Origin of the sequence: Oceanobacillus picturae (assembly GCF_000612865.1) — a bacterium.
Classification (GTDB): domain Bacteria; phylum Bacillota; class Bacilli; order Bacillales; family Amphibacillaceae; genus Oceanobacillus_B; species Oceanobacillus_B jordanicus.
On sequence record NZ_CCAX010000004.1, the window covers coordinates 175,155 to 202,088 of the forward strand.

The following is a 26,934-nucleotide window of genomic DNA, read 5'->3' on the forward strand; positions in this document are numbered from 1 at the left end:
CTTTAAGGAAATTTACGTTTTCAGATTTTGTTTTAGAATGGATGCCTTTCCTTCTATCACTGGCTGCCATAATCCCAGAATTGGCCTACTTGAAAGTAGAAAGACGAGCCCCAGTGATAATGCCGCTAATCCGAGAAAATCATGCAGTCCGTTAATCTGAAACACGTCTGCTTGACGAAAATACTGGATGAAAAAGCCGTGCAGTAGATATACATACAATGTACGAGCACCTAATTTCGTCCAGTTATAGTGTGCTTTAGGAATCCAAGCCAACACACTAACGACCATAATAGCTGCCGTAATATAAACTAGCAAGCGAGCAAGCCCACCATACTCCGCCATTCCTAGATCACCATATGATTTAGAAGCAAGAAGCCAGCCTGAGTTAAACTCTGGCATAAAGTAAATACTTACAAAAACAGCACTCATAATAACAAGAGAAGCTATTTTAACACTTTTATGTTTCAAAAGCATGATCTGCTTTTCAGTCAAAAAGTAACCGATTAAGAAGAACGGGAAGAATACAAAGGTTCTTGACAGGCTAAAGGTATGACCAATTTCGCCAAAGTACCCAATGATTAAACCAATTTGCAAAGCAATTGCAATACTTAACAATGGAGGCAGTTTTTTAAACCAATATAATAAAAGATGCCAACTGAATAAGCTAAACAAAAACCACAACGCCCAGTGGGGACTAAAGAGATCTGTCTGCCATCCTGATTTCCCTATTAAGAAGTAATAGCCGGAGTACAATACCTGAAAAATCAAGTACGGCACGAGCAGCTTCTTAACTAGATTTATAATATAACTGAAGTTCCCTGCGCCTTTTGCAAAAAAGCCAGACATTAAAATGAACGCAGGCATATGAAAGGTGTAAATCCAAGAATATAATGTGCTCATTTCTCTTGATCCATCCACGAAAGGTTGGATCATGTGGCCGAATACAACGAAGAAAATTAAGACGACCTTCGCATTATCAAAAAAAGCATTTCTTTCCATATCTCTCATCCTCTAATAGTTAAATTAAGGTTGCATATTTCACTTTACCTCTTTTCCTATAAAAATATATAGGTTGGCCGCCGATTTTATGTAGATGTAAGGAGTGTGTAAATGTTTTGCAAAAAAGCCTTTAAACTGTAATGATCATGGTGTAATTTGCCACATTTTCAGAAAGTACCTTCTCACGTTCTTGCTAAGCTAGAATTAAAAGGCCTGGGAAATTGGAGTATCGGTAAAGCAAAAACCGGACGAATTTATTAAATACGTCCGGAACTTTTTATAACATTATGGATACGAGACGCATTAATTAGCGGAGGAAAATATAAGACTCCTTGAAAATGCATTTGCATTTTCTGCGTGCGATGAATCGCTGACGAAGCCTTACTTGTCCAGTGGGAAGAGCACGAGTTTGAAGACCCCGGAAGATAGGAAAGGAACAAAGGCTAAGACCGCCACTTCCTGTGGCAACGCCTTCGTGACCAACATCCTGTTAGCCCGAGGATGAGGCCGTGCCCACGGAAAGCTTGTATTTTCCGTAGCGATAAGTATGCAGTACCCTAGGTTCTTTTATTAAATTGTTCACTTTATAAAGTGAACCTTCAATCAGTGGGGTTTTCATCCTTCCCCCACTGATTGTTAGTTGAACGAATCGGGAAGTTAGCGTCCGTTTACTCCCACTTAAACATCACGGTTTCACTTCATGTTTGAAGGGTGAGTCTTACGGACGGTTGCACCGGGATAAATAGAACAAACCGTGTTTTTATGTCGCAGTTTTCTTTTTGGTCGTACTCTTTACTTTCTTGGTCGGTTGCTTTGGTTTTGGTTTATCCTGCTTTGCACGATCAAGTGATGCTTGCAAGGCGTCCATCAGGTTCGTTGCACCCTCCGTTGTAGACTTACCTTTCTCCGTAGCAACTGGAGTTGTCGTGTCCTCATTATTTTTCTTCTGTTCAATAAGCTCCAACAGTGCTGTCCGATACTCATCGGTATATTTTTCTGGCTCAAATACTGTCGTTAGTTGCTCAATAAGCATTTTGGCAGTATCCAGCTCTTTTTCCGAATTAGCTGATGCTTCCGGAACATTCGGCACATCCGCTACATTCCTTACCTCGTCTGGATAATGAATGGTCTCTGCGACCAAGGTATTTTGGTAAACACGAATTACAGCCAGCTGTTCTTTCGATCGAATAATCATTTTAGCTACCCCAATCTTACCTGTTTCCTCTAACGCATTCCGTAACAGGCTATATGCCTTAGTGCCCCCTTCATTCGGGGATAGGTAATAGCTTTTTTCAAAATAAATGGGATCAATTTCCTCTAATTTAACAAAGTCGACAATCTCCACTGCTTTATCCTCTTGCTCCTTCTGTAATGCTGCTAAATCTTCCTCATCAAGGACGACAAATTTATTTTTTGCATACTCGTAAGCCTTAACGATCTCTTCTTGCTCAACTGGTTTATCACATACTGGGCAAACTTTTTCATACTTAATTGGTGATTGGCATTCCTTGTGTAACTGACGAAGCCTTACATCCTTGTTCTCTGTTGCAGCATGCATTTTGACAGGTATATTTACTAGCCCAAAGCTTATGGTGCCTTTCCACATAGTGTGCATCCGAATTCCTCCTTTTTCACTAGTTTGCCGGATGCTTTAGCGTTTTATCCACACTGTATGTTTTTCCAGTAGAAAACGAAAGCTATAAAAAGCATTCATCCATTTAAAAGAGGGGTTGGGAAAATGGCCGTAATGAAACCAATAGCAAGCTCAGATATACCAACAGGCGAAGAATGGCTGTATGAGATAAAATATGATGGTTTTCGTTGTGTGATGCATTGGGATAAGGACAGTATTCGACTAACAAGCAAAAACGGAAAAAATTTGACAGAGAGCTTTCCTGAGATTGTAGAATTTTGCTCAGAGCATGAGTCAACTGTCGCTAATTTTCTCCCGCTCATTCTAGACGGGGAACTTGTCGTATTAAATACTGATTACCAGGCAAATTTTGCGCTTGTTCAACAACGGGGGCGATTAAAAGATTCCACAAGGATAAAGCAGGCAGCAGAAGAGCGTCCGGCTTCTTTTCTCGCATTTGATATTCTTGGTTTGCACGGGACTGCAATAGAAAAGGAACCGCTAATGAAGCGAAAGGAAACCCTTGCTACTGTTTTTCAGCAGATAGGCAAAGGCAAAACACTTTCCTTCGTTCCCGGTCATTCTAATCCAAAGCAGCTATGGGATATTCTTTTTGACCATAAAGGGGAAGGACTAATTGCAAAACGAAAAAATAGCACGTATCAAGTCGGAAAAAGCCATCGTGATTGGTATAAAATTAAAAATTGGCGAAAGCTGCATGGATTTCTTACCACATACGATTCACAAAATAACTACTTTACAGTTGGTATATATCAAGGGGATGACGTAACCGAAATTGGGAAATGTGCACATGGTCTGAGAGAAACAGATTTTGCCACATTAAAAGAACTGTTTCTAACAAATGGCGAAAAGAGAGGTGCTTTTTATCATCTCCCCCCAGCTATTTGTGCCCAAATTCACAGTTTAGATTTATACAAAAATGAGCTTCGCGAACCGGCCTTTGCTTCCCTCCTCCCACATGAGCAGCCTTCTACAATGACGAGAAAACGATTAAAACTGGACATGGCAATGCTCCCTGAAACGATCGAACTAACGAACACGGATAAGACTTTTTGGCCTAAACCAGGATATACAAAAGGGGATTTGCTCACTTATGTAAGGGAGATTTCGCCTTATATGCTCCCCTTCTTAAAGGAAAGAGCCTTAACGATCATTCGGTCCCCTGATGGCGTGGAGAAGGATTTCTTTTACCAAAAACACCTTCCAGAATACGCGCCTAATTTTATAGAGCGAATACCCGCAGGGGATAATGAATTTCTCCTAACATGTGAGGGGCTTGATTCACTCATGTGGTACGCCAATCATGGCACGGTAGAATACCATATCCCGTTTCAAAAACGGGCTTCAGAATATCCCACTGAAATTGTGTTTGATTTGGACCCACCAGATCGAAATAGTTTTCCACTTGCCATTGAAGCAGCTAGCTTACTAAAAGAACTACTTGATCAGCTTAACTTAATATCGTTTGTTAAAACATCTGGGAACAAAGGACTTCAGATTTACATTCCGCTTCCTGAGCAAAGTATGTCTTATGAACAGACTGCCCTTTTTACACAGGCAATGGCCTGGACAATTGAAAAAGCCCAACCTAAAAGCTTTACTACGGAGAGAATGAAGAAAAATCGTGGTGGGCGGCTATACATTGATTATGTTCAGCATGGAAAAGATAAAACCATTATTGCGCCATACTCTACACGTAAAACACCAGAGGCGACCGTTGCCACCCCCCTCTTTTGGAATGAGGTCAAGGATGGACTATCACCCGAGCAATTTACGATACACAATGTTCCGGGACGCGTAAAGGAGCTTGGTTGCCCTTTTTCTGATTATCAACTTGCTAAGCAGAAACAACAAACTGAATCGATTCTTACATTGATTACATGATTAGAAAAATTCGCATTCGCTCGTCTTTTAGCAAATGTATACTAATGTGAAATCAATAAAGCCGAAAGACCATTCGAGTAATACACTACGAATGATCTTTCGGCTTTTAATTTACCTATTTAATTAATAGTTTTCATATTACAATGATGTGTTTTCTTCAATTGCGGTTTTATCATTGTACGTTTTAAGGTTTAAGGTTTTCATGATTCGTGAAGTAATCGTTCCAGATACCATTGCACCGTTAACGTTAAGTGCTGTACGACCCATATCAATTAAGGCCTCTACAGAAATTAACAAACCGGCAAGTGCAACAGGCATATTCATAGACGATAGTACAATTAGTGCTGCAAAGGTTGCACCACCACCAACTCCAGCGATACCAAATGAACTAATACCTATAATTAACACAAGTTGTAGGATGAACATTGGATCTAGTGGATCAATTCCCACAGTCGGCGCAATCATAACAGCAAGCATGGCAGGGTATACACCAGCACAACCATTTTGCCCCATTGTTGCCCCGAAGGATGCTGACATGTTTGCCACACCTTCATTGACACCAAGCGAATTTCGTTGAGCCTGAATATTTAATGGAATCGTACCAGCACTTGAACGTGACGTGAAGGCAAATCCTAATACAGGTATTACTTTTCGTAAATAAACCATTGGATTTAAGCCGAATACACCAACAAGTACGAGGTGAATGATGAACATGACAGCTAATGCAACATAAGAAGCTATCACAAATTTACCTAACTCTACTATGCCTGCAAAGTCTGTACTTGCCACCGTATTTGCCATTAATGCAAGAATACCAAATGGCGTAAGACGTAAGATCAATGTTACGATACGCATAACGACTGCGTATAATGAGTTTACAATCTTCGTGAACATTTCAGCTTGTTCCGGATTCTTTCTTCTTACACCAAGAACTGCAATACCCACGATAAGCGAGAAGATAACTACCGCAATAACGGAAGTGGAACGCTCCCCTGTCATATCAAGGAAGATATTTGATGGGATAAAGTTAAGAATCTTATCTGGAGTTGACTGGGCCTCTACATCACCTAGCCTATCCTCAAGCATAGAACCACGTTCACTCTCTGCCTGACCTGCTTCAATTTGTTCAGCACTAAGATCAAAAACTGTAGCTGTTAAAATTCCGACCAATGCTGCCACCATTGTTAAAGAAATTAACGTACCAATAATCCATGCAGACATTTTGCCAAGCTCTGCTGTTTTTTCCAGATTAATAATGGACTGAATGATGGAGACCATAACAAGTGGAACAACGATCATCATTAGTAATCGTACATAACCACTACCTACAATACTGTACCAACCCGTTGTTTCGGTAAGTACCTCCGAGCCAGCACCATAAATTAATTGCAACACCGTACCTAGCACTATTCCTAATCCCAAACCAGTGAATACACGTTTTGTAAAAGAAAAATGCTTTTTTTGCATCCAAATAAGTAAACCGATGATTGCTAATAACACGACAATGTTTAATACAATATATAAAACATCCATTTTGTTGCCTCCTTTTCCTCCTGTTTAGTGTCTATCTACACCCTAGCTCAGACTATCCTCTAATTGCGATAAGTATCGTAATTAGGTAATCACCTAAATCCAGTCTATGCAGATGGACCTTCTATCGTACGTTATATTATATATAATTCCGATAAAATTAGTATGCTTTAATAAGATACAATGCATCCTACAAAGTGTCAAGGGATTAATTTCATTGTTAAAATGGCTAAAAAGGAAAGAGAGAAAAATACATTAAATGTAGTACTTTAAACGTATTTACGAAAGAAGTCTCCCTTCTTCAAGCGTGTGAAGGGCATATCCCAACGGTAAGTGGGAGATGAATTTCGTTTGGGCGATAGCCCAGAGGCCTTTTCTTCTAGCTTTTCCCTTAACATGGTATAATCAGTCGTATAAAGTATAAGGAATGATATACAATGAAATTAGACAGCAATAATCATTCAGTATTCTTAATGCATTACCACCTTGTGTTAGTTGTGAAATATCGAAGAAAAGTAGTAGATGATACGATTTCAGACTATGCTAAAGATAAATTTGTGTCTTTATGTGAAAAATATAATATTACATTGGTGGAATGGAACCACGATATGGACCATGTTCATATTTTGTTCAAAGCACAACCCAACAGTGAATTATCGAAATTTATCAATGCCTATAAAAGTGCCAGTTCAAGACTTATCAAGAAGGACTTTCCTCATGTTCGTAAAAAGTTATGGAAAGAAATGTTTTGGTCAAGAAGTTTTTGTTTGTTAACGACTGGTGGTTCTCCTATTGAAGTGGTGAAAAAATACATTGCAAATCAAGGGATAAAGTGAGGTATTTGATATGGCTAAACAACATAAAGCATATAAGTTTCGACTTTTTCCAACAAAAGAACAGGAATTCGTTATACGAAAGACCTTTGGTTGTGTTCGCTTTGTTTATAATAAAATGTTAGCAGAACGAAAAGAAACGTATGAAACCTTAAAAGAGAATAAAGAAGAATGGAAAAAGGTAAAACATCCTACTCCTGCTAAATTCAAAAAAGAATACGAATGGCTAAAAGAAGTGGATTCTTTAGCGTTGGCAAACGCACAATTAAATTTAGATAAGGCATATAAAGCCTTTTTCAAAGGAAATGCTCGATTTCCGAGATTCAAAAGTAAACGACATAAACAAAGCTACACAACGAATGTCGTTAATGGAAATATTCAGTTGTTGGATGGTCATATCAAATTACCTAAATTGAAAAGCCTTAAAATGAAACAACATAGAAAGATACCATTAGAATACAAAATAAAATCTTGTACCGTATCTATGAGTGCATCAGGAAAATACTATATTTCTATTCTTACAGAATATGAGAAGGAGATAGAAAGCAAAGAAATTGAAAAAGTGGTGGGATTAGATTTTGCGATGGATGGGTTGTTTGTCGATAGCGAGGGTGAGAAAGCCAATTACCCTAAATTTTATCGACTAATGCTTGAAAAATTAGCAAAAGAACAACGTAAACTTTCCCGTAAAAAGAAAGGCTCTTCAAATTGGAATAAACAGCGTATTCGAGTAGCTAAGATTCAAGAGAAAGTAGCAAATCAACGGAAGAACTTTCTGCACTATAAATCAAAGGCGTTAGTTTCTAAATTTGATGCTGTCGTAATTGAAGATTTAGACATGAAAGGAATGGCACAAGCACTTAAATTTGGTAAAAGCGTTGCTGATAATGGATGGGGAATGTTCACTTCATTCTTACAGTACAAACTCAAAGAACAAGGGAAACACCTTATCAAAATTGACAAATGGTTCCCATCTACCAAAACGTGTTCAAGTTGCGGAAAGCCCCAACCAATGCCTATGGAAGTGAGGATATACACTTGTTCGTGTGGACTAAATCTGGATAGAGATTATAATGCAGCACGTAATATCAAAAAAGAAGGCATTCGCTTGTTAACAACTACCTAATGAAAATACAAACTCTTGGAACAAGAGGGTTAGCTTGGTCTATTTCGTCAGCTACCAAAAGTGATGATTACCCAAGAAGCCCCCACTTCAAGCAACCCATAAGGGTGGGAAGTGGTGGGAGCAGTTCACTTGGACAAAAACCGCACGAGCAATCGAATTTTAGAAGGCATTCGCACTCGTACGGTTTATATTTTATTTCTAGCCTAACGTTGGTTCTAATTCAACCTCTACATTCCCTTTTATCGCACGTGAGATCATACAGCTTTCTTCAGCCTTATCTACTAACCGTCTAAGCTTTTCCTGCTCCCTCTCTGTTGCGGTAGGTTGTAGGTATACGGTTGGTTTATGGACAATTTTCTTATAGGTTATAACCCCATCATCTGTCACATCCACGTGTCCTTCAGATTCAAGTGCCATGTGTTTCAGAGGAAGACTGGACCGTTCGATCATGGCAGCGAGCGTTATAAGATAACAGGTGGCAGCTGCTCCTAAAAGCATTTCATCCGGATTTGTTCCTATACCAGGGCCATCCATTTCCTTCGGTATAGAGATTTTGGTTTTTAGATTCCCTGCTTTAATAAATCCTTCACTATTTCGTCCACCAGGCCAATCTGCCTTTAATTGAAATAGATGTGTTGCCATAAAGTATCACCTCTTTTCTCATACTACCAAATTAACTTTATAACAAGGGAATAATCTGCTTCATGATTACAGAATACCGAGTAACACCTCTCCACCTAGGACCCCAATCACAACTACTGCCCAGGCAGGGATTTTCCAAAATTGCATTAAAGCAAATAAAATCACCGCTAAGGCAAAGTGCTGGCTACTTAGAATCGCACTAGTAAACACTGGATTATAGAAGGCTGCAAGTAATATACCAACAACACTAGCATTCACACCAATTAACATACCCTGAAAGGATTGTTTTCCTCTTAATTCACTTAAAAAAGGCAAGGCACCAATGAGCAGTAGAAAGGACGGAAGGAAAATGGCGACCGTTGCGACAATTGCACCTAGTATTCCTTCCATCATCGTACCTATATAAGAAGCAAAGGTAAATAGAGGTCCTGGTACAGCTTGTGCCATCCCGTATCCGGCGAGAAATTCACTCCCTGTCAAAAATCCAGGAGGAACGATTTCCTGCTCTAACATCGGTAACACTACATGTCCCCCACCAAATACGATGGAACCAACTCGAAAAAACGTGTCGAATAGTTGAATATAGGCATTTGACACAGTTTGCGCAAGAATAGGAAGTCCAACAAGCAGCAAAGCTAGTATGCTAAGTGATAAAACACCCTGTCTTTTCGTAATAGAAATGGAGAACGTTGATAGAGAAGGCTGCTGTCCCTTTCTGAAGCCTACATAACCGACAAGCGCCGCCATTACAATGACCCCTATTTGCACCAAAGCAGATGGGAACATTAGCATAATAAGCATGGCCCCGAGGGCAATCCCCATTCTTGGCCTGTCTGGCGCTAGTTTTTTTCCAAGACCAAGAACTGCATGTGCCACCACTGCTACCGCAACAACCTTCAAGCTTGCAATCCAAGTTGTATCTCCTAATTGGAAATTCTGATAAAACAATGCAAACAAAACAAGGATCAGCACAGATGGAAGGGTGAAGCCAAGCCAAGATACGATTCCTCCAAGTAAACCACCGCGCATCATTCCTATTGCAATTCCGACTTGACTACTCGCTGGCCCAGGAAGAAACTGACATAATGCAATTATGTCTGCATAGAGCTTTTCATTTAACCATTTGCGCTTATCAATGTATTCTTCTTTAAAGTAAGCCAAGTGTGCTACTGGGCCACCAAAAGATGTAAGGCCAAGCTTTAGTGAAGCTCTAAGTATTTCCAGTTGTCTTTTTATTTTCTCCATACATACCTCCTGCAAACATAGTTAGAATAAAAATACCATACTTTACATTAAAGTTAAGCGAAATTTACATAATCTTTACATGAAAGGTTTGGTGGCACTCTAGAGTGGGTAATGTTATACTAAAAAATAGGGAAAGCAATATGATGTGTCTTCCTCTAAAAAGAAGGATGGAACGAAACGAATGGAAAAAACGTTAGAGACCACTTTAGCCAGTACGATTGGCAAACTACTTCGAGATAACTTTGGGAAGGGACCTGGCTCAATTTACGTAAGTGTCGGCAAACCCTTTATTACGATGTATTTAAGAGATTTTTTAGCCCCAATGGAAAATGTGTTACTAAGTCAGGACAATCCACTACGTGTACAAGAAACACGTGATGCACTCATGAATAAACTTATCCCAGAGATCCAAAACATTATTGTTGCGGAAACAAATGAACAAGTGAAAGGCATTTATTATGACTGGTGCTTAGATAGAAAGACTGGTGTAATCTTCGCAGAGTTTGTTTCTAATGAGGGTTATGAAAATAATCAACTTGAAAACTATCCAGAAAAGGATGGCATACACGAAGAAATTAACCGATTCACCGAACATGCACAAAAAATACCAGAAAAGCTTCATTCTTATAAGTTAAATTCACGAACCATTGTGTCAAAACGCGATAAAATATTCGTGGAGATTGAACAGGAGTTAATCCGTTCTGGTTTTAATAAACAGCTTCGCTTAGCTAAAAGAAAACTAGAAAAAAGCCTAATAAACAAACCATACCTCGAAGCAGTGCTTGGTTTAGCAATAGATGACATATTTGTCGATTGGGATTTTTCCGATGACGCAGGATACGTCATATTAATATTAAATCCAACTAAATAATGGTGGGAATGTCTGGACAATAGTGCCAAGAGATAAGCCGAAAAGGAATCTTTCTTCCTTCTCGGCTTTTTTATTTTCATTTAGATAGCAGTGATATAGAAAAAAATATTCATCGGCGTCTGACTGAAAGTGCTTACGTGTTTTAGGAAGGACTAATCAGGAGGGATACGACATGTTCAAAGTGATGGTAATAGGAAAAAACAGAATTCGTGCATACCTCGCAGAGAACGACAAAATCATTACATTCTCAAATTACAAGGCTGCCGAAAGCTATATAGAAAGGATTTTGCAAGCAGATATCTTACCAGACAACTATTCATTAGAAATTGAGAAGATGAGTAGCTAAGTGAAGCGTCCGTTTAGTGAATAAAGGGAGCAAGGGAAACGAGAAAAATTTTTGGTTCTATGTCAAATGTGGTGGTGGGTTGAATCAACCCATCACCTTTTTCATTTCTTGTTGCCAGAGAATTTTCTTCTTTAATCTCTCGAAGCCTTTGATTCCATATGAATTGCGTTTTATTACTTTAATCGTGTTGTTCACACCTTCGATGTATCCATTGTTATAAGGATATACAAAGGCTTGTAAAATCTCTTGTCTCCAATTTAAAAAGGTTTTTCTCACACGATGAAAGGCTTCAATCCTTGATCTCTTTATGGATGCTAAACAATGATCTAGGTTTTTACTCGCCGTTTGATGATCACTTTCCTTAAACCATTTCTCCATCATGACCTTCAATTGGTAGGCCTCTCTTAAACGGGTATCAATCTCTAGAAGCTTTTCAACTTTTTCTTCTTGGTCTTCGTCCAGATTAAAATGTGACTTCCATAATAACTTCTTACCTCGCTTCATTTGGAGGCGGATGGGTTTATCGACATCTGCTTGCACTTGTCGTCTCACTTCATCCAAAGCCCAATACACTTGACGCATGAAATGGAAACGATCAGCGATAATAAGCGGATGATCAAGCACATCACAGACAGCTTTCTTGAACCACTTCGACATGTCCATGACGACAATTTCCACTTGACCTGTATCGCGGGAACGCAGATACTTTTTAATGGTATCCACTTTCCGATCTTCTAAAATATCAATAATATGTTTATTTTCCACATCGACAATGACCGTTTGAAACCGTTCGCCTCCGGCGTCACCTTTAAATTCATCTATGGCTATCGCTCTCGGGAGTACTCGGTTTGTCTTTATGTTTCGACGATCAAACAGTCGCAAAAGGCGAGTGTCCGTCAGGCCAGTCCATCTCGCAGCTGTTTTAAATGAGCTGGAAGATGTATACATCAAAGCTTCTGCTTGCACAGAGGTGGTACAACGTTGATAGCGATCTACCATTTGAAGTCGTTCGTAAAAGGTCTTACCACAATCCTTGCACAAATATCTGCGTTTCCGAAGGAATAGTTTTACCTGTTGGTTAGGTAATACGGGCCCTTGAATCGGTTGAATTCGATAACTATGAACCCGTTTGGTTTTACATCGGCAGAACGGACATTTCTGCTGACGTTTTTCAGTATAAAGTTCAACAATCAATGCATCCGAACCCTGAGATATATCCCACACCTTCACATTATTATCTTTTATCCCTAACATTTCTATGATAAAATGGTTTTGCATTCGTTCTCTCTCCTTTGCCTTTTGTGTCGCAACTTTAGGGTATCAAAAGAGAGAGAACGGTGCATTTTTTTACATCTTTAAAACATTGGCAGGACAAGAAGCACCACCACATTCATTGTAGAGCCAAATTTTTGTAGTCGAAAAAGCAGTCATCTCTATAGAAAGATGACTGCCCTCGTCTTGCTTAGTTATTTGTATTATCTTTAACTTTCTCAACCGTGCGTCCAGAGACGAACCAACCCACAATTGCAATGCCTACCAATACTGCATAGAAAATAGCCTTCCATAAAGTAGAATGTGGGAAACTATGTGGAATCAATGCAATATCCTCATGCGCAAGCACGATAAGCGCTAACTTCACACCAACCCAACCAACGATGATGAATGCGGCAATTTCCAAGCCTGGGCGCTTGTTAAGTAAATCAACAAAAATATTCGCTGCAAAACGCATGATGATAAGTCCGATCATTCCGCCTGCAAATATAACAATAAATTGCCCTGTATCAAGACTTCCGATTGTTCCGAGATCCGTTGCTGGCAGTGCCACAGCCAAAGCTACGGCTGCCAAAATAGAATCGACGGCAAATGCCAAATCAGCAAATTCTACTTTAAGGACTGTCATCCAGAAGCCACTGCCTTTTGCCTTTTCGGATTCTTCTTGTTCTTGAACCTCTCGCTTCGGCTTTAACTTGTCATACAAATGTTTAATCGACATAAACAATAAGTACAATGCCCCTAATGCTTGTACTTGCCAAACGTCAACAAGAAATGAAATAACAAATAGTGAACCAAATCGCAGCACAAACGCTCCCGCCAGACCGTAAAATAATGCCTTTTTACGTTGCTCTTCCGGAAGATGTTTTACCATAATGGCAAGCACTAATGCGTTATCCGCAGCTAATAATCCCTCCAGACCAATCAGAACAACTAGTACCCATAAATATTCCAATAATAAATCTACTGGCATGTTTTTTCTCTCCTTTTTATGATCCTACCAACAGATAAGAACATAAAAAGACCCTTACCTGTTAGTGGTAAAGGTCTCGCAAACAACGTCCGTTGCCAAAATAAGCCGGAGAATATTTCTCGTAATGACGACTTAAATTGTACAGCTACTCCCCTTTAGGAATATTACTTTCTTTATTAAAACGTTTTATGACCAAAAAGTCAATACAAATAGACCCTACCATATATCTAATTATGGAAATAACTGCTTTCTCTTTGCGGCTTTTTTATACATGTTTTAGGTTGCCCTGATAGGTTTTCGCTATACGATCTTACTTATCATTCTCTAAAATAACTGCAATTTTATTGTCCATTGTTTCTTTTAATGCAGCCAATTTTTGCTGGCTATCTTCTTTACTGTCTGTGCAAACTCCATAATAACATTTGATTTTTGGTTCTGTACCAGATGGTCGTAACGTTACCCAACTATCATTATGAAGAATAAACTTGAGCATGTTTTCTTTTGGAAGCTCGATGGTTTCTGACTTCTTCCCTTCTCCGTCAAGAATAGTTCGCTCACTTACCAAATAGTCCTCTACCTTTTCAATTTTGTAGGATGCTATTTCCTCCATTGGTTCATTTCTAAAGCTTTCCATAATAGTAGCAATTTGGTCTGTACCTGCTTTTCCTTTCAAGGTTAGGGAGGACATGCCTTCAAGGAAATAACCATGCTGATCGTAAAGGACATCCAATGCTTCCAACAATGTTTTGCCTTGTTGTTTCCAATAAGAAGCCATTTCACAAGCCATCACAGCAGCCTGTACCGCATCTTTGTCCCTACTCATACTACTAATTAAGTAGCCATAGCTTTCTTCATAGCCAAAAATAAAGGTTTCCCCAGTTGCATCAAACTGATGGATTTTCTCCCCAATATATTTAAATCCAGTTAATGTATTGATCGTTTTCACATTGTAGGCGTCTGCAACAGCTCTTCCTAGTTCAGATGTGACCACTGTTTTGAGCATTCGTGCACTTTTTAAGATCGTTTGGTTGCTGTGAGATAAAATATAATCGAGAAGCAATGCGCCAAGTTGATTCCCTGTTAGCACTTGGTACTCTCCATCTTCCCCCTTAGCAGCGACCCCTAAGCGATCTCCATCAGGATCGGTTCCAAGCAGAATATCGGCACCCATTTTCTTACCTTGGGAAATTGCCATCGTAAATGCCTGGTGCTCCTCCGGATTGGGCGAAGCTACCGTTGAAAATTCTGGGTCTGGAACAGCCTGCTCTTCTACCACTTCTAGCTTGTTAAACTGTAATTGTCGTAAGCCATTAACCACAAGGTCATTTGCTGCACCATGTAATGGAGTGAAGACAATCTTTAAATCTTTTTCGCTATCTTGTTCTTCCAAACTTAATTTTGAGATCAGCTTTAATTGTTCCAAATAAGCATTATCAACTTCATTGCCAATCCAATCTAACAATTCCTCTTGCTCAAGGTCTTTCTTTTCCATAACTGGAACAAGCAATTCATCCTCAGTCTTTTGGATTTCATCAATTATTTGTTCAGCCTGAGACGGTGTAATTTGCCCACCATCCTCATTATATACTTTAAAACCGTTATATTCAGGCGGGTTGTGACTTGCTGTAATCATCACACCCGCTACGGTGCCAAAGTAACGTACCGCGAATGACAGTAACGGAGTCGGTCTTAACGACTCAAAAACATGTGTTTTTATTCCGTGTGCCCCAAGTACCTTAGCAGTTTCAACTGCAAACTCCTGTGACATATAACGAGAATCATAAGCAACCACCACCCCGCGATCTTTCACATTCACAGTATTCTTTAAAAGATAATTCGCAAGGCCATTTACCGCTCTGCGCACAACATATATATTCATTCGATTCGTTCCAGGTCCTAGAACGCCTCGCATTCCGCCTGTTCCAAATGTTAATTCTTTGTAGAAGGCATCTTCCAACTTTGTCTTATCATTTTCCAAATTCGTTAGCTCTTGTTGCAATGATAAATCAAGATTTTGAAAAGAACGCCACTTTTGAAAACTTTTTTCCCAGTTGTACATGCATTTTTCCCCCAACATATGTATAGATGTTCAAATTCTAGCATACTTTTATTAATTATTCTATTCCTTTCGTTAGCGTGTTTAACCTAAGGGGAATAAGGTTAAACTAATACTTATATACTGCTTCCTATTTCGTTAATAAAACGGTAAACTGAAATATATAATAGATTACGAGAGTAGGGTTAGATTTGGTAAATAAACGTTGGTTTCAGGTTTTAGTATTCTTTATATTAGTTTTTCTCCTCATTCTTTTAATTTCCGAAACAAATTTTGTATTTGATCCTGTTATCAAGTATTTGGGTGCGGTGGCATTACCTTTGATTGGGGCAGGAATTCTCTATTACCTGACTAAGCCTTTAATGCATTTGTTTGAACGTTTTCGTATTAATCGAATTGTATCGATCTTTCTTGTATTCTTTGTCCTCATTTTGCTGGGATATCTCGTGTGGATCTACATAGCTCCCATAGCGCAAAACCAGTTTAAGAACTTGATAGACAATATCCCCAAAATGGTAAACTGGGCACAAGATATGATCACATATTGGCAATCCAACCAAACGATGATTCCTGAACAAGTCGATACGGCGATTAGCAATTTCACGGATAATCTGCAGTCCCATATCGAAAATGTTTTAAATTACCTGTTTGGCTTTATCGGACAGTTAATTTCGGTTATTGCAGCACTTGTATTGGTACCATTCTTCCTGTTCTTCATGCTGAAAGACGGGGATCGACTTGTACCATTCGTAACCCAAATTTTTTCTAAGAAAAAAGCAAAGAATCTGCGTAGCCTGCTTGGTAAAATCGATGATACCCTGACCGCTTTTATCCAAGGACAGTTAATTGTCAGCTTTGCTGTAGGTGTTCTATTATTTATCGGATACCTTATCATCAGGTTAGACTATTCCTTGACGCTTGCCTTATTCGCTATGGTGATGAACGTGATTCCTTTTATCGGGCCATTTATAGCAGTAGTGCCAGCACTCATCGTTGGTGCTTTCCAAGATCCGCTTATGATTGTTTGGGTTTCGATCGTGATGCTGGTAGTTCAGCAATTTGAGAGTAACTTTATTTCGCCAAACGTTATGGGACGGGCGCTCGATTTGCACCCATTAACAGTTATCACCGTTATCCTTGCTGCAGGTAGTATTGCTGGATTTGTAGGAATCCTTTTCGCAGTACCTTTCTACGCGGTAATAAAAACCATTATCGTTCATTTTTATAAGACTTACCAGAAATCAAAGGATACAAAAGAAGATTCCCTTATATAGAATAGGGAAAGATTTCTAACGAGGCTGGGACATACCGTCCCAGCCTTTTAAAACACGAACAATAATAAACTAACTGCTTCATTACCGCTCTGGAAAATACTCCGCTTTCCGTGGGCACGGCCTTAGTCTCCTCAGAAGCAAGAATCGCTTCTTGCGGGGCCTTCGGACTCGTGCTGTTCCCACTGGAGTCTTCGCATTTTTCCTTCGCTAAAGTGTGATTCATATATCGAAAAATTAGGGGCTATCCGGATGTATTCGAATATTTTCTGCATTCCTTGTTTAATTTTCTTATGTCCCAGCCTCGTTGTTTTTTATCTTTAACACCCACAACCAAGCAGTTCACAAACTCCTTACAAATGTAGCAATTATTAGATTTGTCTTGTTTTGCATAGGGGAAATCGGCTACACTTATTAGAGAGGTGATACGGATGAATAAACAAGCATTGGAAGCTAAATTGGATGAGTTAAAGTCAGACTATGTACGTATTCAAAGTGACATGGACAAGCTTGAGTATGTTCGAGGACGTGTCTCTTCAGCTGAGGAACAGCTAATCAGGCTGGAAAAAGAAATTGCAGACATTCGTGAAAAATTGGATGAAGCCTAATAAATATAGCGTAAAGAACTGCTAGCGAGCGGTTAAATTGTTTTCTACTGTAAACAGAAGAGTGGGTGCCTTTTTATGGCACCCACTCTTTCTTAGTTTTGATTCCCATTTTGATTGTTATTACGATTTGTTTCCAGCTTTGCCTGTATTTTAGCTTTTTCCTTATTTGGTGGTGTCAAACTTACGATGGTATCCCCTACTACCGGGACAGTGCGCATTTCTTCTGAGTAAAACTTAAGTTGACCGGACGGCTTGATTAAATATAAAAATACGGTAGATGGATCTTTATCTTCTACATACTGCTTATAATTATATTGTGCCGTTAATGTAGTCTGACGGAAAATATAATGATTTGCCATTTTATCCGTAAGATCATCCATTGAGAATTTTTTATCGAAAAGGATTCTTCCGCCTACCTTAGAGACTATCTCTGAATTCGTACTTTTCCCTTCAACAAATGGACTTATCTTAAATACATTCGTCCTTCCATACTCTGGCATAAACGTGGTACAGATAAGGGAATTATAGGCGCGGTCGTCTGTTGCAGCAAGTAGATATTCATACGGAATAGTATCCAGGTTGTATTCTGTTTGCTCTGACAGCATATTGCCATGATAGAAATTCAAACCAGATTCTCTGACCTTGCGCAATCTTTCCCATGAGGAATCTACAATGATAACTGGAAGCCCTGCTTTTTGTAATGATTTACCAAGCTCAACAGTAAATCTGTTGGCACCTACGATTAATGTACCAGGTTTTCCTTCCATTGACAGATGGAGCTTTTTAGCAAGCCATCCAATTGAAAAACCATGAGCTAGTACGGTAAAGAACACTAATCCAAAAGTGAGGGTTGTCAGAATACCTGCATCATCATAACCAGCCTCTTGGAGAACCCCACTAAAATATCCCGAGACCGTAAGTGCTACAATTCCCCTTGGGGCAATCCAACCTACTAGTGCCTTCTCATTAAAGGATAACCCTGTACCAATGGTCGAGAGAAAGATCGACAATGGTCTAACGATAAACATCATAAGAATGACGTATCCAATAATATTCGGGCTGAAAATTTGCAGGAGGGTTTCGAGTTGTAATGACGCTGTCAGCATGATGAAGATCGTCGAAATTAAGAGAATGGATATATTTTCCTTAAAGTGGCGCATATCTGATATAGAACTTATCCCCATATTTGCTAAGGTGATCCCCATCGCTGTCACGGACAGTAGGCCCGTTTCATGCATGATTTCATCTGCTCCTGTAAAACAAAGAATGACGACAATTACAACAGCAGGTGACTTTAAAAATTCGGGAATATGTCCTGTTTCAAACATCCAGCCCATTCCACGGCCACATGCCCAACCAAATATTATGGCAAACAGGGAAGCGGCAAAGAATAGTAATAGTTTTGTGCCATCAGGATCATCAGCCGTCATAAAAGAGATAATCTCGAAGGCAAATACAGCCAATAAAGCACCAATTGGATCTACAATGATCCCTTCCCACTTTAGAATCTTTGCTGGACGTGGGTTAAGCTTAGATTGACGGAGGAGAGGCATAATAACAGTTGGACCTGTTACAATAAATAAACCTCCAATTACAAATGCTACTGCCCAAGATAACCCTGCTATATAATGCGCAGTCAGTGATCCTAGAATCCAGGCTATGAATGCCCCAATAGTGGAAATGCGGAATACAGGTTTTCCCAAATCACGCAATTCTTTAAAACTAAGATTAAGACTACCCTCAAATAGTATGATTGCTACAGCAACGGAAATAATGGGACTATATAAACTGCCGAAATCTTCTTCAGGATTTAATATACCTAGGATTGGACCAGCTAGTAGACCAGTAATGGACATTACAACAATTGCCGGCATCCGATAACGCCAAGCAAGCCATTGAGAACCAATCCCGAGAAGACCGATCAGCATAACTTCAAATAATAGTGACGGAACCATGTCATACCCCCTATAGGATAGCGTGAATGATAGTGTGACTTACTTTTCCACACTTTGTAATTCTATATTAATAAGGACATTTTATAGGTCTATTAGGAGAAAGTAAACAATTTTAAACTTATATTTTACCGCCAATGTTATGTACACGTATTCATTTAATTTAGAAAACCTGTAAAATCTAGCCATTGACAGCGCGTTTCGCTTCTTGTTACGATTACCTTTGTTTTTTGCTATCCAATGTATGGAAAGCACCTTGTATTAACCCGGTTTTTTGACATGAAACGTCTTCTTTTGTCAGATAATACAGATTAGAAGAACTAGTATCAACACTTCTTTGGTGAAAGCTGAACGTTTTTCTTCTACTTAGTATCCAAAATTTAACTTTATCGTGATGTTTTCTAGCTGAAATTTTATACAATAAATGAGACAAAATGCAATTCTTATCAGACGCCCTTTTCTCAGAGGTTCGACTAACCATGCTCTAGAGGACGGGGCACAAACTATTTTTCTCCCAAGGAGTTATTTTTAATGAATAAGGATAATATTATCATTGGTTTTATGTTATTTGCTTTATTTTTTGGTGCGGGAAATTTAATTTATCCTCCTGTCCTCGGGATTGAAGCGGGCACATCTTATTTTACCGCCATTAGCGGATTTGTTATCACTGGAGTTGGACTCCCCCTTCTTGCTGTGACGGCCATATCCTATGTTAAAAATGATGCAAGGGAACTTGCAGACAAGGTGCACCCCTTATTTGGTTTGATCTTTACATCTGTAGTTTATTTAGCAATTGGGCCCTTTTTTGGTATCCCTCGTGCTGCAACCGTAGGCTATGAAATGTCTATAGAGCCGTTTAAGACTGGGTCCCTTTCACTCTTAATCTTTACTACTTTCTTTTTTATACTCGTATTTATATTAAGTCTTAACCCATCGAAAGTGGTAAATCAGATTGGCAAATATCTGACACCACTGTTACTGTTGGTTATCACTGCCCTCATAGTTGGTGGGTTCTTTCTATTAAATGAGCCGCTTGGTGAACCTAATGTTAATTATAAAAGCAATCCCTTTTTTAATGGCTTTGTAGAAGGCTATCTTACAATGGATGCTATCGCTGCACTTGCGTTTGGTATCATTGTCGTTAATGCGTACAGAGAAAGAGGGATCCATAGTAGTCAGGCAATTGTAAAAGAAACCTTGAAGTCTGGTTTGATAACAGGAATTGGCTTAATCGCAGTATACGGATCAATTGGCTGGATAGGTGCGAAGATGGGACAACATGGTTCTTTTGAAAACGGAGGCGATATCCTCTCTTTTGCTGCTGACACCATTTTCGGAGAGTTCGGCGTTATTCTTTTAGGTATTATTGTCGCCCTAGCCTGTTTCACTACTTCAATAGGTCTAGTCGTGGCATGTGGGCAGTTTTTTTCCAAGGTTACGCCCGTTCCATATAAATGGTTAGTATTGATTGTAACGATGGTTAGTTATATTATCGCCAACCAAGGGTTAAACACTATTTTAAATTTTTCCGTCCCGGTGTTGGTATTCATCTATCCGATTGCCATTGTCTTGATTATCCTTACTTTCTTAAATAAAATGTTTCACGGTTCACCTTATGTGTATCGTTTCGCCATTCTTTTCACAGCCTTTATAAGTCTTTACGATGGCTTAAAGGAGTTTGGTGTACCGCTAAACTGGGCAAATCCATATGTTGCAAAACTGCCTTTTTTCGGTATTGGACTGGGCTGGATTTTACCTGCGATTGTTGGTGTAATCTTTGGTTTGATAATTACGCAACTAAAAGAACAAAAGCGCTAAAGCTCGAGGCTGTTTGATTATGTGAAACACCTTTTTTCAATTTAGCGAACGAGCAGCAATCCCCATATTCCGATAAAGTGAAACTTCAATCAGTGGGGGGTTTTCATTCTCCCCCACTGATTGTTAGTTGAACCAATCTGGGTGTTAACGTCCGTTTGCTTCCACTCAAACATCACGGTTGTGCCGGGGCAAAAATTACTTCTTTATTCACAAATATGTGATAGGATATTTTTAGAGGAGGATCGTTATGATGGCAAAAGAACAAGAAATTCTGCAGTCTTATTTTGGTTATGAATCCTTTCGCCCTGGGCAAAAGGAAACGATCCATCATGTCTTGGAGCAACGTAATACCCTGGCTGTCATGCCTACCGGCGGCGGGAAATCCCTTTGTTACCAGGTTCCCGGAATGGTTCTCGATGGCACAGCCATTATTATTTCCCCATTAATCTCATTAATGAAGGACCAGGTAGATGCCCTCCAATCATTAGGGATCCCTGCTACATATATAAATAGCTCGTTAACCTCTGAAGAACAACAGCAACGCATGCAGGATATTGCTGCAAAGCGCTATAAATTTGTTTACGTGGCCCCAGAACGCTTTGAATCGTCCTTTTTCATCAATGTAATACGACGTATCCAGTTGTCCCTTATTGCCTTTGATGAAGCACACTGTATTTCTCAATGGGGACACGACTTCAGGCCAAGCTATCGTTCGATTGTACCTAACCTAAGGAAGTTGCAATCCGTTCCTGTCTTGATTGCCTTAACCGCAACAGCAACAGGAGAAGTGATTAAGGACATTCAGCAAATGCTACAGATGGATCATGTGATAAATACAGGATTTGAACGCGCGAACCTGAACTTCCATCTTATAAAAGGGAAGGACAAACCTACCTATATACGCTCGTTTATTCAAAAACATGAGGACGAATCTGGTATTATTTATACGGCAACGCGAAAACAAGCAGATGCCTTACATGAGCAATTGACCAAACGAGGCGTTTCGGTATCAAAATATCATGCTGGATTAAGTGAGACAGAACGAAAACAGGCCCAAGCTGCTTTTATTCATGATGAAACAACGGTCATGATTGCGACCAATGCCTTTGGGATGGGTATTGATAAGTCAAATGTCCGTTACGTTATTCACTATGCCATGCCTATGAATATAGAATCCTACTATCAAGAGGCAGGAAGAGCTGGACGGGATGGAGAGATGAGTGATTGCATTCTACTCTTCTCCCCTCAAGATATTCAATTGCAGAAATTCCTAATTGAGCAGTCGCAAATGGAAGAAGCAGCAAAGCAAGGTGAATACAGAAAGCTACAGGCAATGATTAATTATTGTCACACACATAGTTGTCTAACTAACTTTATATTAGACTACTTTTCCGATATGCCTTCTCGACAGGGATGTGGTCGCTGTAGTAATTGTCTAGAGCGCCAGGAGAAAAGTGATATTACGGAGGAAGCACAAAAGATTCTTTCTTGTGTCAAACGTATGGGAGAACGATTTGGTGTAGGAATGACCGCCAAAGTGTTAAAGGGATCCAAGGATAAAAAGATAAGCCAGTTTCAGCTTACCTCAATCTCAACTTATGGCATCCTTTCTTCTTATACTGAAAAAGAATTGACCGAGTGGATCCACTTTTTGATTGCAGAGCAACTGCTTGCTACAGAAGAAGGGAAATTTCCGGTGTTAAAACTTAATCAGCAATCTGTTGATGTATTGAAAGGTAAACGACAGGTATGGATGTTTACTGCACCTATTCCTCAATCTGAGGAGACAGACTATCATGAAGATTTATTCACAGCGTTACGAGCAAGACGGAAAGAATTAGCGGATGAGAAGAACGTTCCACCATATGTCCTCTTTTCTGATGCTACATTGAAGGAACTAAGTCGTTACTTCCCTGTTACGAAAGAAGATATGCTAACCATTAAAGGAATTGGCGAGAAAAAATACGAGCAATATGGAGAAACTTTTCTCCAAGTTATTCAGGAATGGCGCCAAAGTAATCAAGATGTAACAGAACGGGTACGCATTTCGGATACACTTCGAGCAAAGCCACGCAAAGAGAGTGAGGAAGGTCCTAGTCACCTTGTTAGTTATAAATTGTTCCAATCTGGCAAGTCTATTAAAGATATTGCCGCGATGCGAGACCTTTCTAAGCAAACTGTAGAAAGCCATTTATTTAAAGCGTACAAAGATGGACACCCACTCTTATGGCAAATATTTTTCAATGAAGAGGAAGAGGCAAAAGTCCTTGCAGCACACCAGCAATTAGAAGACCCAAAACTTAAAGAAATAAAAGAAACGCTCGGCGATAGCTTCGACTATACCAAAATCAAAGCAGCCCTTGTAAAAAATGACAGGATGTAATCCTGAGAGAAAGAGGCCATACTTCGAATTAACGAAGTATGGCCTCTTTTTAAAATGTATTTGTTTACTATTTTACATTCAATGCCCATGTACCATTACGGAACACGGCTTCTGTAGTTCCATCAGCCAGAACACCATCAATATCAAGTTGCTCTGAGCCGATCATAAAGTCAACATGTGTAAGGCTATCGTTTACACCATGCTTATCTAATTGCTCTTCATCCATTGCAGAGCCACCCTTCAGGTTTGTCGGATAAGCTTTACCTAGCGCAATGTGAACAGACGCATTCTCATCAAATAGCGTGTTATAAAAAATTAACCCAGACTGGGAAACTGGTGATTCATGTGGTACTAACGCAATCTCACCAAAACGTGTTGCTCCTTCATCTGTATCAAGCAAATGCTTCAGTGTGTCTTCCCCTTGTTCTGCTTTAAAGTCGACAACTTTTCCATCTTTTAATGTCAGGCTAAAATTATCGATTAGGCTACCACCATAATTCAATGGCTTCGTGCTAGAAACTGTACCATTAACCCCATACTTATGTGGCATAGAAAATACTTCTTCTGTTGGCATATTCGGGTTGAACGTAGTTCCGCCCTCTGTTACAGCAGACCCACCTTTCCAAATATGTCCTTCTGGAAGTTCCATTTCTAAGTCAGTTCCAGGCGCTCTAAATAAAAGTTTTTTATAATCCTTTTTATTTAATATCTCTCGCGCTGTTCTCAATGTTTCGTTGTGGGCATCCCAAGCCGCTGCTGGGTCTTCCTGATCAACTCTTACAATCTTAACAATAGCGTCCCAAAGGGCCTCTACTGCATCATCTTTTGTTTTGTCAGGAAAGATTTTTTGCGCCCAATCACCTGTCGGAATAGAGATAATAGACCAAGCAATTCGGTCGTTCATTGTATATTTGCGGAAATTTTTCATTGCCTGTGCTGCAGCCTTATTTGCTTTTGCTACTCTTGTTGGATCAATATCTTTAAGCAAATCAGGATTTGTAGAACGGATATTTAATACCGCTGCGCCATCCTCAGCAAAGCTGTCATGTAATTGGACCTTCCAGTCAGGATAGGACGCAATCACTTCATCTGGTGCATTTTCATATTTTAACAAGGTCAGTTCATCATCAACCCAATTAATATGTACATCTTTAGCACCCATTTCATAGGCTTTACGGACAACAATTTTAGTAAAATCCGCTCCCTCTAATGGTGCATTAATCATTAGCGCTTGGTTTTTTTGTAAATTAACTCCTTTACGAAGCGCTAATTCTGCATACTTTTCTTTTGTTTGTTGACTAACCATCCTTCTACCTCCAATAAATAAATTTCGTATACCGTTATTATTTCATAAAACGAAAGAAATTACCAAAATAACTTTTCAAATAGTACGACTATAATCCCCAATTTTTATCTCTATTTACGGCCAATAAGAGTTGTGTTATGATAATAAGAAGGTAGTTACTTTTTGTAATTAATGTAGATTTATTAGCTTTAGAGCATATCGTCGTAGAGTGAGGTGATGGTCATGGAGAAATTATGTCCACGTTTTGAAAAGGCAATGGGACTTCTTAGCACACGCTGGGTTGGTTTAATACTATCTGATTTGCTCGGTGGGACAAAGCGTTTCTCGGAGATGGAATCTGACTTACCTATTAGCGGACGATTACTCTCTGATCGATTAAAAATGCTCGAAAAAGAAGGAATCGTAAAGCGAAATATTTATTCAGAGTTCCCTGTTAGAATAGAGTATTCTCTTTCAGATAAAGGAAAGGCTCTTGAGCCAGTAATACAAGAGATTCAATGCTGGGCCGACAATCATGTTACTGAAGAAGAATTAAATACAGAATGTGAGTAAACTGGACGGCATAAGCCGCCCTTTTTTTATATGTTCGGAAAGTATAAGCCAGGAAGCAATGACGACGTAAATGCTTCACACAGATTGTAAAGTATTTCACCATCAAAACAGACAAAAAGCCGATCGCTTTCGAATGGTAGTTTCGAATCACGATCGGCTTTTTCTTTACTAAGCTTTTACTTTATTTTTCTTTGTCAGAGCTCTGGTCTCTGCCCCAAAAAACGATTCCGTCTTCATCTTCAAGTGTATCCCGGTAGAAGACAGGGTCCTTACCTGCTTTACGCTGTGTTATATAATCCTGTAGCACCCGGTTGGCGATCTTAAATAATCGCGTTATGGCATAGAGGTTAATAAGTGCCATTACAGCCATAGCTAAATCCGCCATGGACCATACCAGATCAAACGCAGCGACTGCTCCAAATACTACCATAAGCAATACAGCTGCACGGTACAGAAACATTACCAAACGACTGTTTTTGATATAGGCAATATTACTTTCGCCATAATAGTAATTTCCTAAAATAGAACTATAACCAAACAACAGAATAGCGATGGCAATAAATGTACTTGCCCAATCACCTATATGGAAAGCAAAAGCGTCTTGGGTTAGCTGAATTCCGTCAAGATCTCCTTTTCCTTCATAACCACCTGCTGTGATAAGAATGAATCCTGTAGCACTACAAATAAGAATCGTATCAACAAACACACCGAAAGCTTGAATAAACCCTTGCTTAGCCGGATGTGTTACCTCTGCTGTGGCAGCAGCGTTGGGCACACTACCCATACCTGCCTCATTGGAAAATAGCCCTCTTTTAATTCCCATCATTATCGCAGCACCAAATCCCCCACCAGCTACTTCACGGATTCCAAATGCGTTTGTAAATATGATTGAAATCATATCAGGAATTGCGGTGAAGTTAGTTAAAAGTATATAGATAGAAATAAAAATATAGAGGATAGCCATTACTGGTACAATGACTTGAGACACGTTTGCAATGCTTTTAATTCCTCCAAAGATAACAATAGCTGTAAACACGAATAAAATACCTGCCAGTAGCCCCTTATTCAAATCATATTGTTCCGAAAACGCTAAACTAATCGTGTTGGATTGTACCGAATTAAAGACAAGTCCGTATGTGATCGTAATAATAACGGCAAAAGCAACAGCCAGCTTACGGTTCTTCAATCCCTTTTCCATGTAATAAGCTGGCCCACCACGATATTGGTTTTTCTCCGGTACTTTATAAACCTGTGCCAACGTACTTTCCACAAATCCGGAAGCCGCTCCAAGAAGGGCGATGAGCCACATCCAGAACACCGCTCCTGGACCCCCTGAAGCAATTGCTGTGGCAACCCCTGCCATATTACCTGTTCCGACACGTGATGCAGCACTAATGGCAAAGGCTTGGAATGCAGATGTCCCCTTTTTACCAGACGCGCTTAGCGTTCGTTTGTCGAAAAGCACCCGAATCATTTCTGGAAAATATCGAAATTGGACAAAACCAGTTCGAATGGTAAACCATAAACCAAGACCGATTAAGACCACAATTAATATGTAGCTCCATAGAACTTCGTTTACTTCACCAATAATATTTTCTAATAACGCCATGTGA

21 protein-coding genes are annotated in these 26,934 nt (G+C 39.5%); 10 read left to right on the forward strand and 11 right to left on the reverse strand.

Going from position 1 to position 26,934, the window contains the following annotated elements; translation table 11 throughout:
* Positions 1-12: 12 nt before the first annotated feature.
* Both BN988_RS17650 and ku read right to left on the reverse strand, forming a co-directional pair.
* Positions 13-999 (reverse strand): acyltransferase family protein, encoded by a 987-nt coding sequence (locus BN988_RS17650; RefSeq protein WP_036578563.1) that lies wholly within the window; start codon positions 997-999, stop codon positions 13-15.
* A gap of 760 nt (positions 1,000-1,759) precedes the next feature.
* Positions 1,760-2,614 (reverse strand): non-homologous end joining protein Ku, encoded by an 855-nt coding sequence (gene ku / locus BN988_RS17655; protein ID WP_036578565.1) that lies wholly within the window; start codon positions 2,612-2,614, stop codon positions 1,760-1,762.
* A gap of 123 nt (positions 2,615-2,737) precedes the next feature.
* On the opposite strand from ku, the gene BN988_RS17660 reads away from it, so the two are divergent.
* The gene (locus BN988_RS17660; protein ID WP_036578567.1) at positions 2,738-4,537 is read left to right on the forward strand and encodes a DNA ligase D; all 1,800 of its coding nucleotides are present in this window, start codon (positions 2,738-2,740) and stop codon (positions 4,535-4,537) included.
* A 138-nt stretch (positions 4,538-4,675) separates the two neighbouring features.
* Here BN988_RS17660 and BN988_RS17665 read toward each other — a convergent pair whose 3' ends face one another.
* Positions 4,676-6,070 carry an L-cystine transporter gene (locus BN988_RS17665; protein WP_036578568.1) on the reverse strand — a complete coding sequence of 465 codons (1,395 nt, stop codon included), beginning with the start codon at positions 6,068-6,070 and terminating at the stop codon, positions 4,676-4,678.
* Between the two features lie 434 nt (positions 6,071-6,504).
* On the opposite strand from BN988_RS17665, the gene tnpA reads away from it, so the two are divergent.
* Together tnpA and BN988_RS17675 are read left to right on the forward strand one after the other, a co-directional pair.
* Positions 6,505-6,903: an IS200/IS605 family transposase gene (tnpA, locus tag BN988_RS17670; RefSeq protein ID WP_036578570.1), complete on the forward strand. Its 399-nt coding sequence runs from the start codon at positions 6,505-6,507 to the stop codon at positions 6,901-6,903.
* 10 nt (positions 6,904-6,913) lie between these two features.
* Positions 6,914-8,026 carry an RNA-guided endonuclease TnpB family protein gene (locus BN988_RS17675; protein ID WP_036578571.1) on the forward strand — a complete coding sequence of 371 codons (1,113 nt, stop codon included), beginning with the start codon at positions 6,914-6,916 and terminating at the stop codon, positions 8,024-8,026.
* A gap of 198 nt (positions 8,027-8,224) precedes the next feature.
* Here BN988_RS17675 and BN988_RS17680 read toward each other — a convergent pair whose 3' ends face one another.
* Positions 8,225-8,668 (reverse strand): OsmC family protein, encoded by a 444-nt coding sequence (locus tag BN988_RS17680; protein ID WP_036578573.1) that lies wholly within the window; start codon positions 8,666-8,668, stop codon positions 8,225-8,227.
* Positions 8,669-8,734: 66 nt separating this feature from the next.
* Positions 8,735-9,913 (reverse strand): chromate efflux transporter, encoded by a 1,179-nt coding sequence (chrA, locus tag BN988_RS17685; protein WP_036578574.1) that lies wholly within the window; start codon positions 9,911-9,913, stop codon positions 8,735-8,737.
* A 181-nt stretch (positions 9,914-10,094) separates the two neighbouring features.
* Between chrA and BN988_RS17690 the strand changes: the two genes are divergently transcribed.
* Complete coding sequence (locus tag BN988_RS17690) at positions 10,095-10,784, forward strand: DUF2294 domain-containing protein (RefSeq protein ID WP_036578576.1); 690 nt, start codon at positions 10,095-10,097, stop codon at positions 10,782-10,784.
* Positions 10,785-10,956: 172 nt separating this feature from the next.
* Positions 10,957-11,130 (forward strand): hypothetical protein, encoded by a 174-nt coding sequence (locus BN988_RS19020; protein WP_155988333.1) that lies wholly within the window; start codon positions 10,957-10,959, stop codon positions 11,128-11,130.
* An 84-nt stretch (positions 11,131-11,214) separates the two neighbouring features.
* On the opposite strand, the gene BN988_RS17695 is transcribed toward BN988_RS19020, so the two are convergent.
* The 3 genes from BN988_RS17695 to BN988_RS17705 all read right to left on the reverse strand — a co-directional run bounded on the left by BN988_RS17695 (position 11,215) and on the right by BN988_RS17705 (position 15,434).
* Positions 11,215-12,408, reverse strand: coding sequence for an ISL3 family transposase (locus tag BN988_RS17695; protein ID WP_036573351.1), 1,194 nt, complete (start codon positions 12,406-12,408; stop codon positions 11,215-11,217).
* Between the two features lie 184 nt (positions 12,409-12,592).
* Entirely contained in the window at positions 12,593-13,375 is a 783-nt protein-coding gene (locus BN988_RS17700; RefSeq protein ID WP_036578577.1) for a TerC family protein, read from the reverse strand.
* A gap of 310 nt (positions 13,376-13,685) precedes the next feature.
* Positions 13,686-15,434, reverse strand: coding sequence for a phospho-sugar mutase (locus BN988_RS17705; protein WP_036578578.1), 1,749 nt, complete (start codon positions 15,432-15,434; stop codon positions 13,686-13,688).
* Between the two features lie 188 nt (positions 15,435-15,622).
* Between BN988_RS17705 and BN988_RS17710 the strand changes: the two genes are divergently transcribed.
* Together BN988_RS17710 and BN988_RS19115 are read left to right on the forward strand one after the other, a co-directional pair.
* Positions 15,623-16,705: an AI-2E family transporter gene (locus BN988_RS17710; protein ID WP_036578579.1), complete on the forward strand. Its 1,083-nt coding sequence runs from the start codon at positions 15,623-15,625 to the stop codon at positions 16,703-16,705.
* Positions 16,706-17,133: 428 nt separating this feature from the next.
* Positions 17,134-17,310, forward strand: a complete 177-nt coding sequence (locus BN988_RS19115) for an SE1832 family protein (protein ID WP_182858752.1) — start codon at positions 17,134-17,136, stop codon at positions 17,308-17,310.
* A gap of 92 nt (positions 17,311-17,402) precedes the next feature.
* On the opposite strand, the gene BN988_RS17715 is transcribed toward BN988_RS19115, so the two are convergent.
* Positions 17,403-19,265 (reverse strand): cation:proton antiporter, encoded by a 1,863-nt coding sequence (locus BN988_RS17715; protein ID WP_036578580.1) that lies wholly within the window; start codon positions 19,263-19,265, stop codon positions 17,403-17,405.
* A gap of 528 nt (positions 19,266-19,793) precedes the next feature.
* On the opposite strand from BN988_RS17715, the gene brnQ reads away from it, so the two are divergent.
* Positions 19,794-21,080 carry a branched-chain amino acid transport system II carrier protein gene (brnQ, locus tag BN988_RS17720; protein ID WP_036578582.1) on the forward strand — a complete coding sequence of 429 codons (1,287 nt, stop codon included), beginning with the start codon at positions 19,794-19,796 and terminating at the stop codon, positions 21,078-21,080.
* A 247-nt stretch (positions 21,081-21,327) separates the two neighbouring features.
* Positions 21,328-23,463, forward strand: coding sequence for a DNA helicase RecQ (gene recQ, locus BN988_RS17725; RefSeq protein ID WP_036578585.1), 2,136 nt, complete (start codon positions 21,328-21,330; stop codon positions 23,461-23,463).
* Between the two features lie 67 nt (positions 23,464-23,530).
* On the opposite strand, the gene BN988_RS17730 is transcribed toward recQ, so the two are convergent.
* Positions 23,531-24,769 carry an aminopeptidase gene (locus BN988_RS17730; protein WP_036578587.1) on the reverse strand — a complete coding sequence of 413 codons (1,239 nt, stop codon included), beginning with the start codon at positions 24,767-24,769 and terminating at the stop codon, positions 23,531-23,533.
* A gap of 222 nt (positions 24,770-24,991) precedes the next feature.
* On the opposite strand from BN988_RS17730, the gene BN988_RS17735 reads away from it, so the two are divergent.
* Positions 24,992-25,321 carry a winged helix-turn-helix transcriptional regulator gene (locus tag BN988_RS17735; protein ID WP_106898090.1) on the forward strand — a complete coding sequence of 110 codons (330 nt, stop codon included), beginning with the start codon at positions 24,992-24,994 and terminating at the stop codon, positions 25,319-25,321.
* A 181-nt stretch (positions 25,322-25,502) separates the two neighbouring features.
* Here the strand turns inward: BN988_RS17735 and BN988_RS17740 are convergent, their stop codons facing one another.
* Positions 25,503-26,930, reverse strand: coding sequence for an alanine/glycine:cation symporter family protein (locus BN988_RS17740; protein ID WP_036578591.1), 1,428 nt, complete (start codon positions 26,928-26,930; stop codon positions 25,503-25,505).
* Positions 26,931-26,934 lie beyond the last annotated feature (4 nt).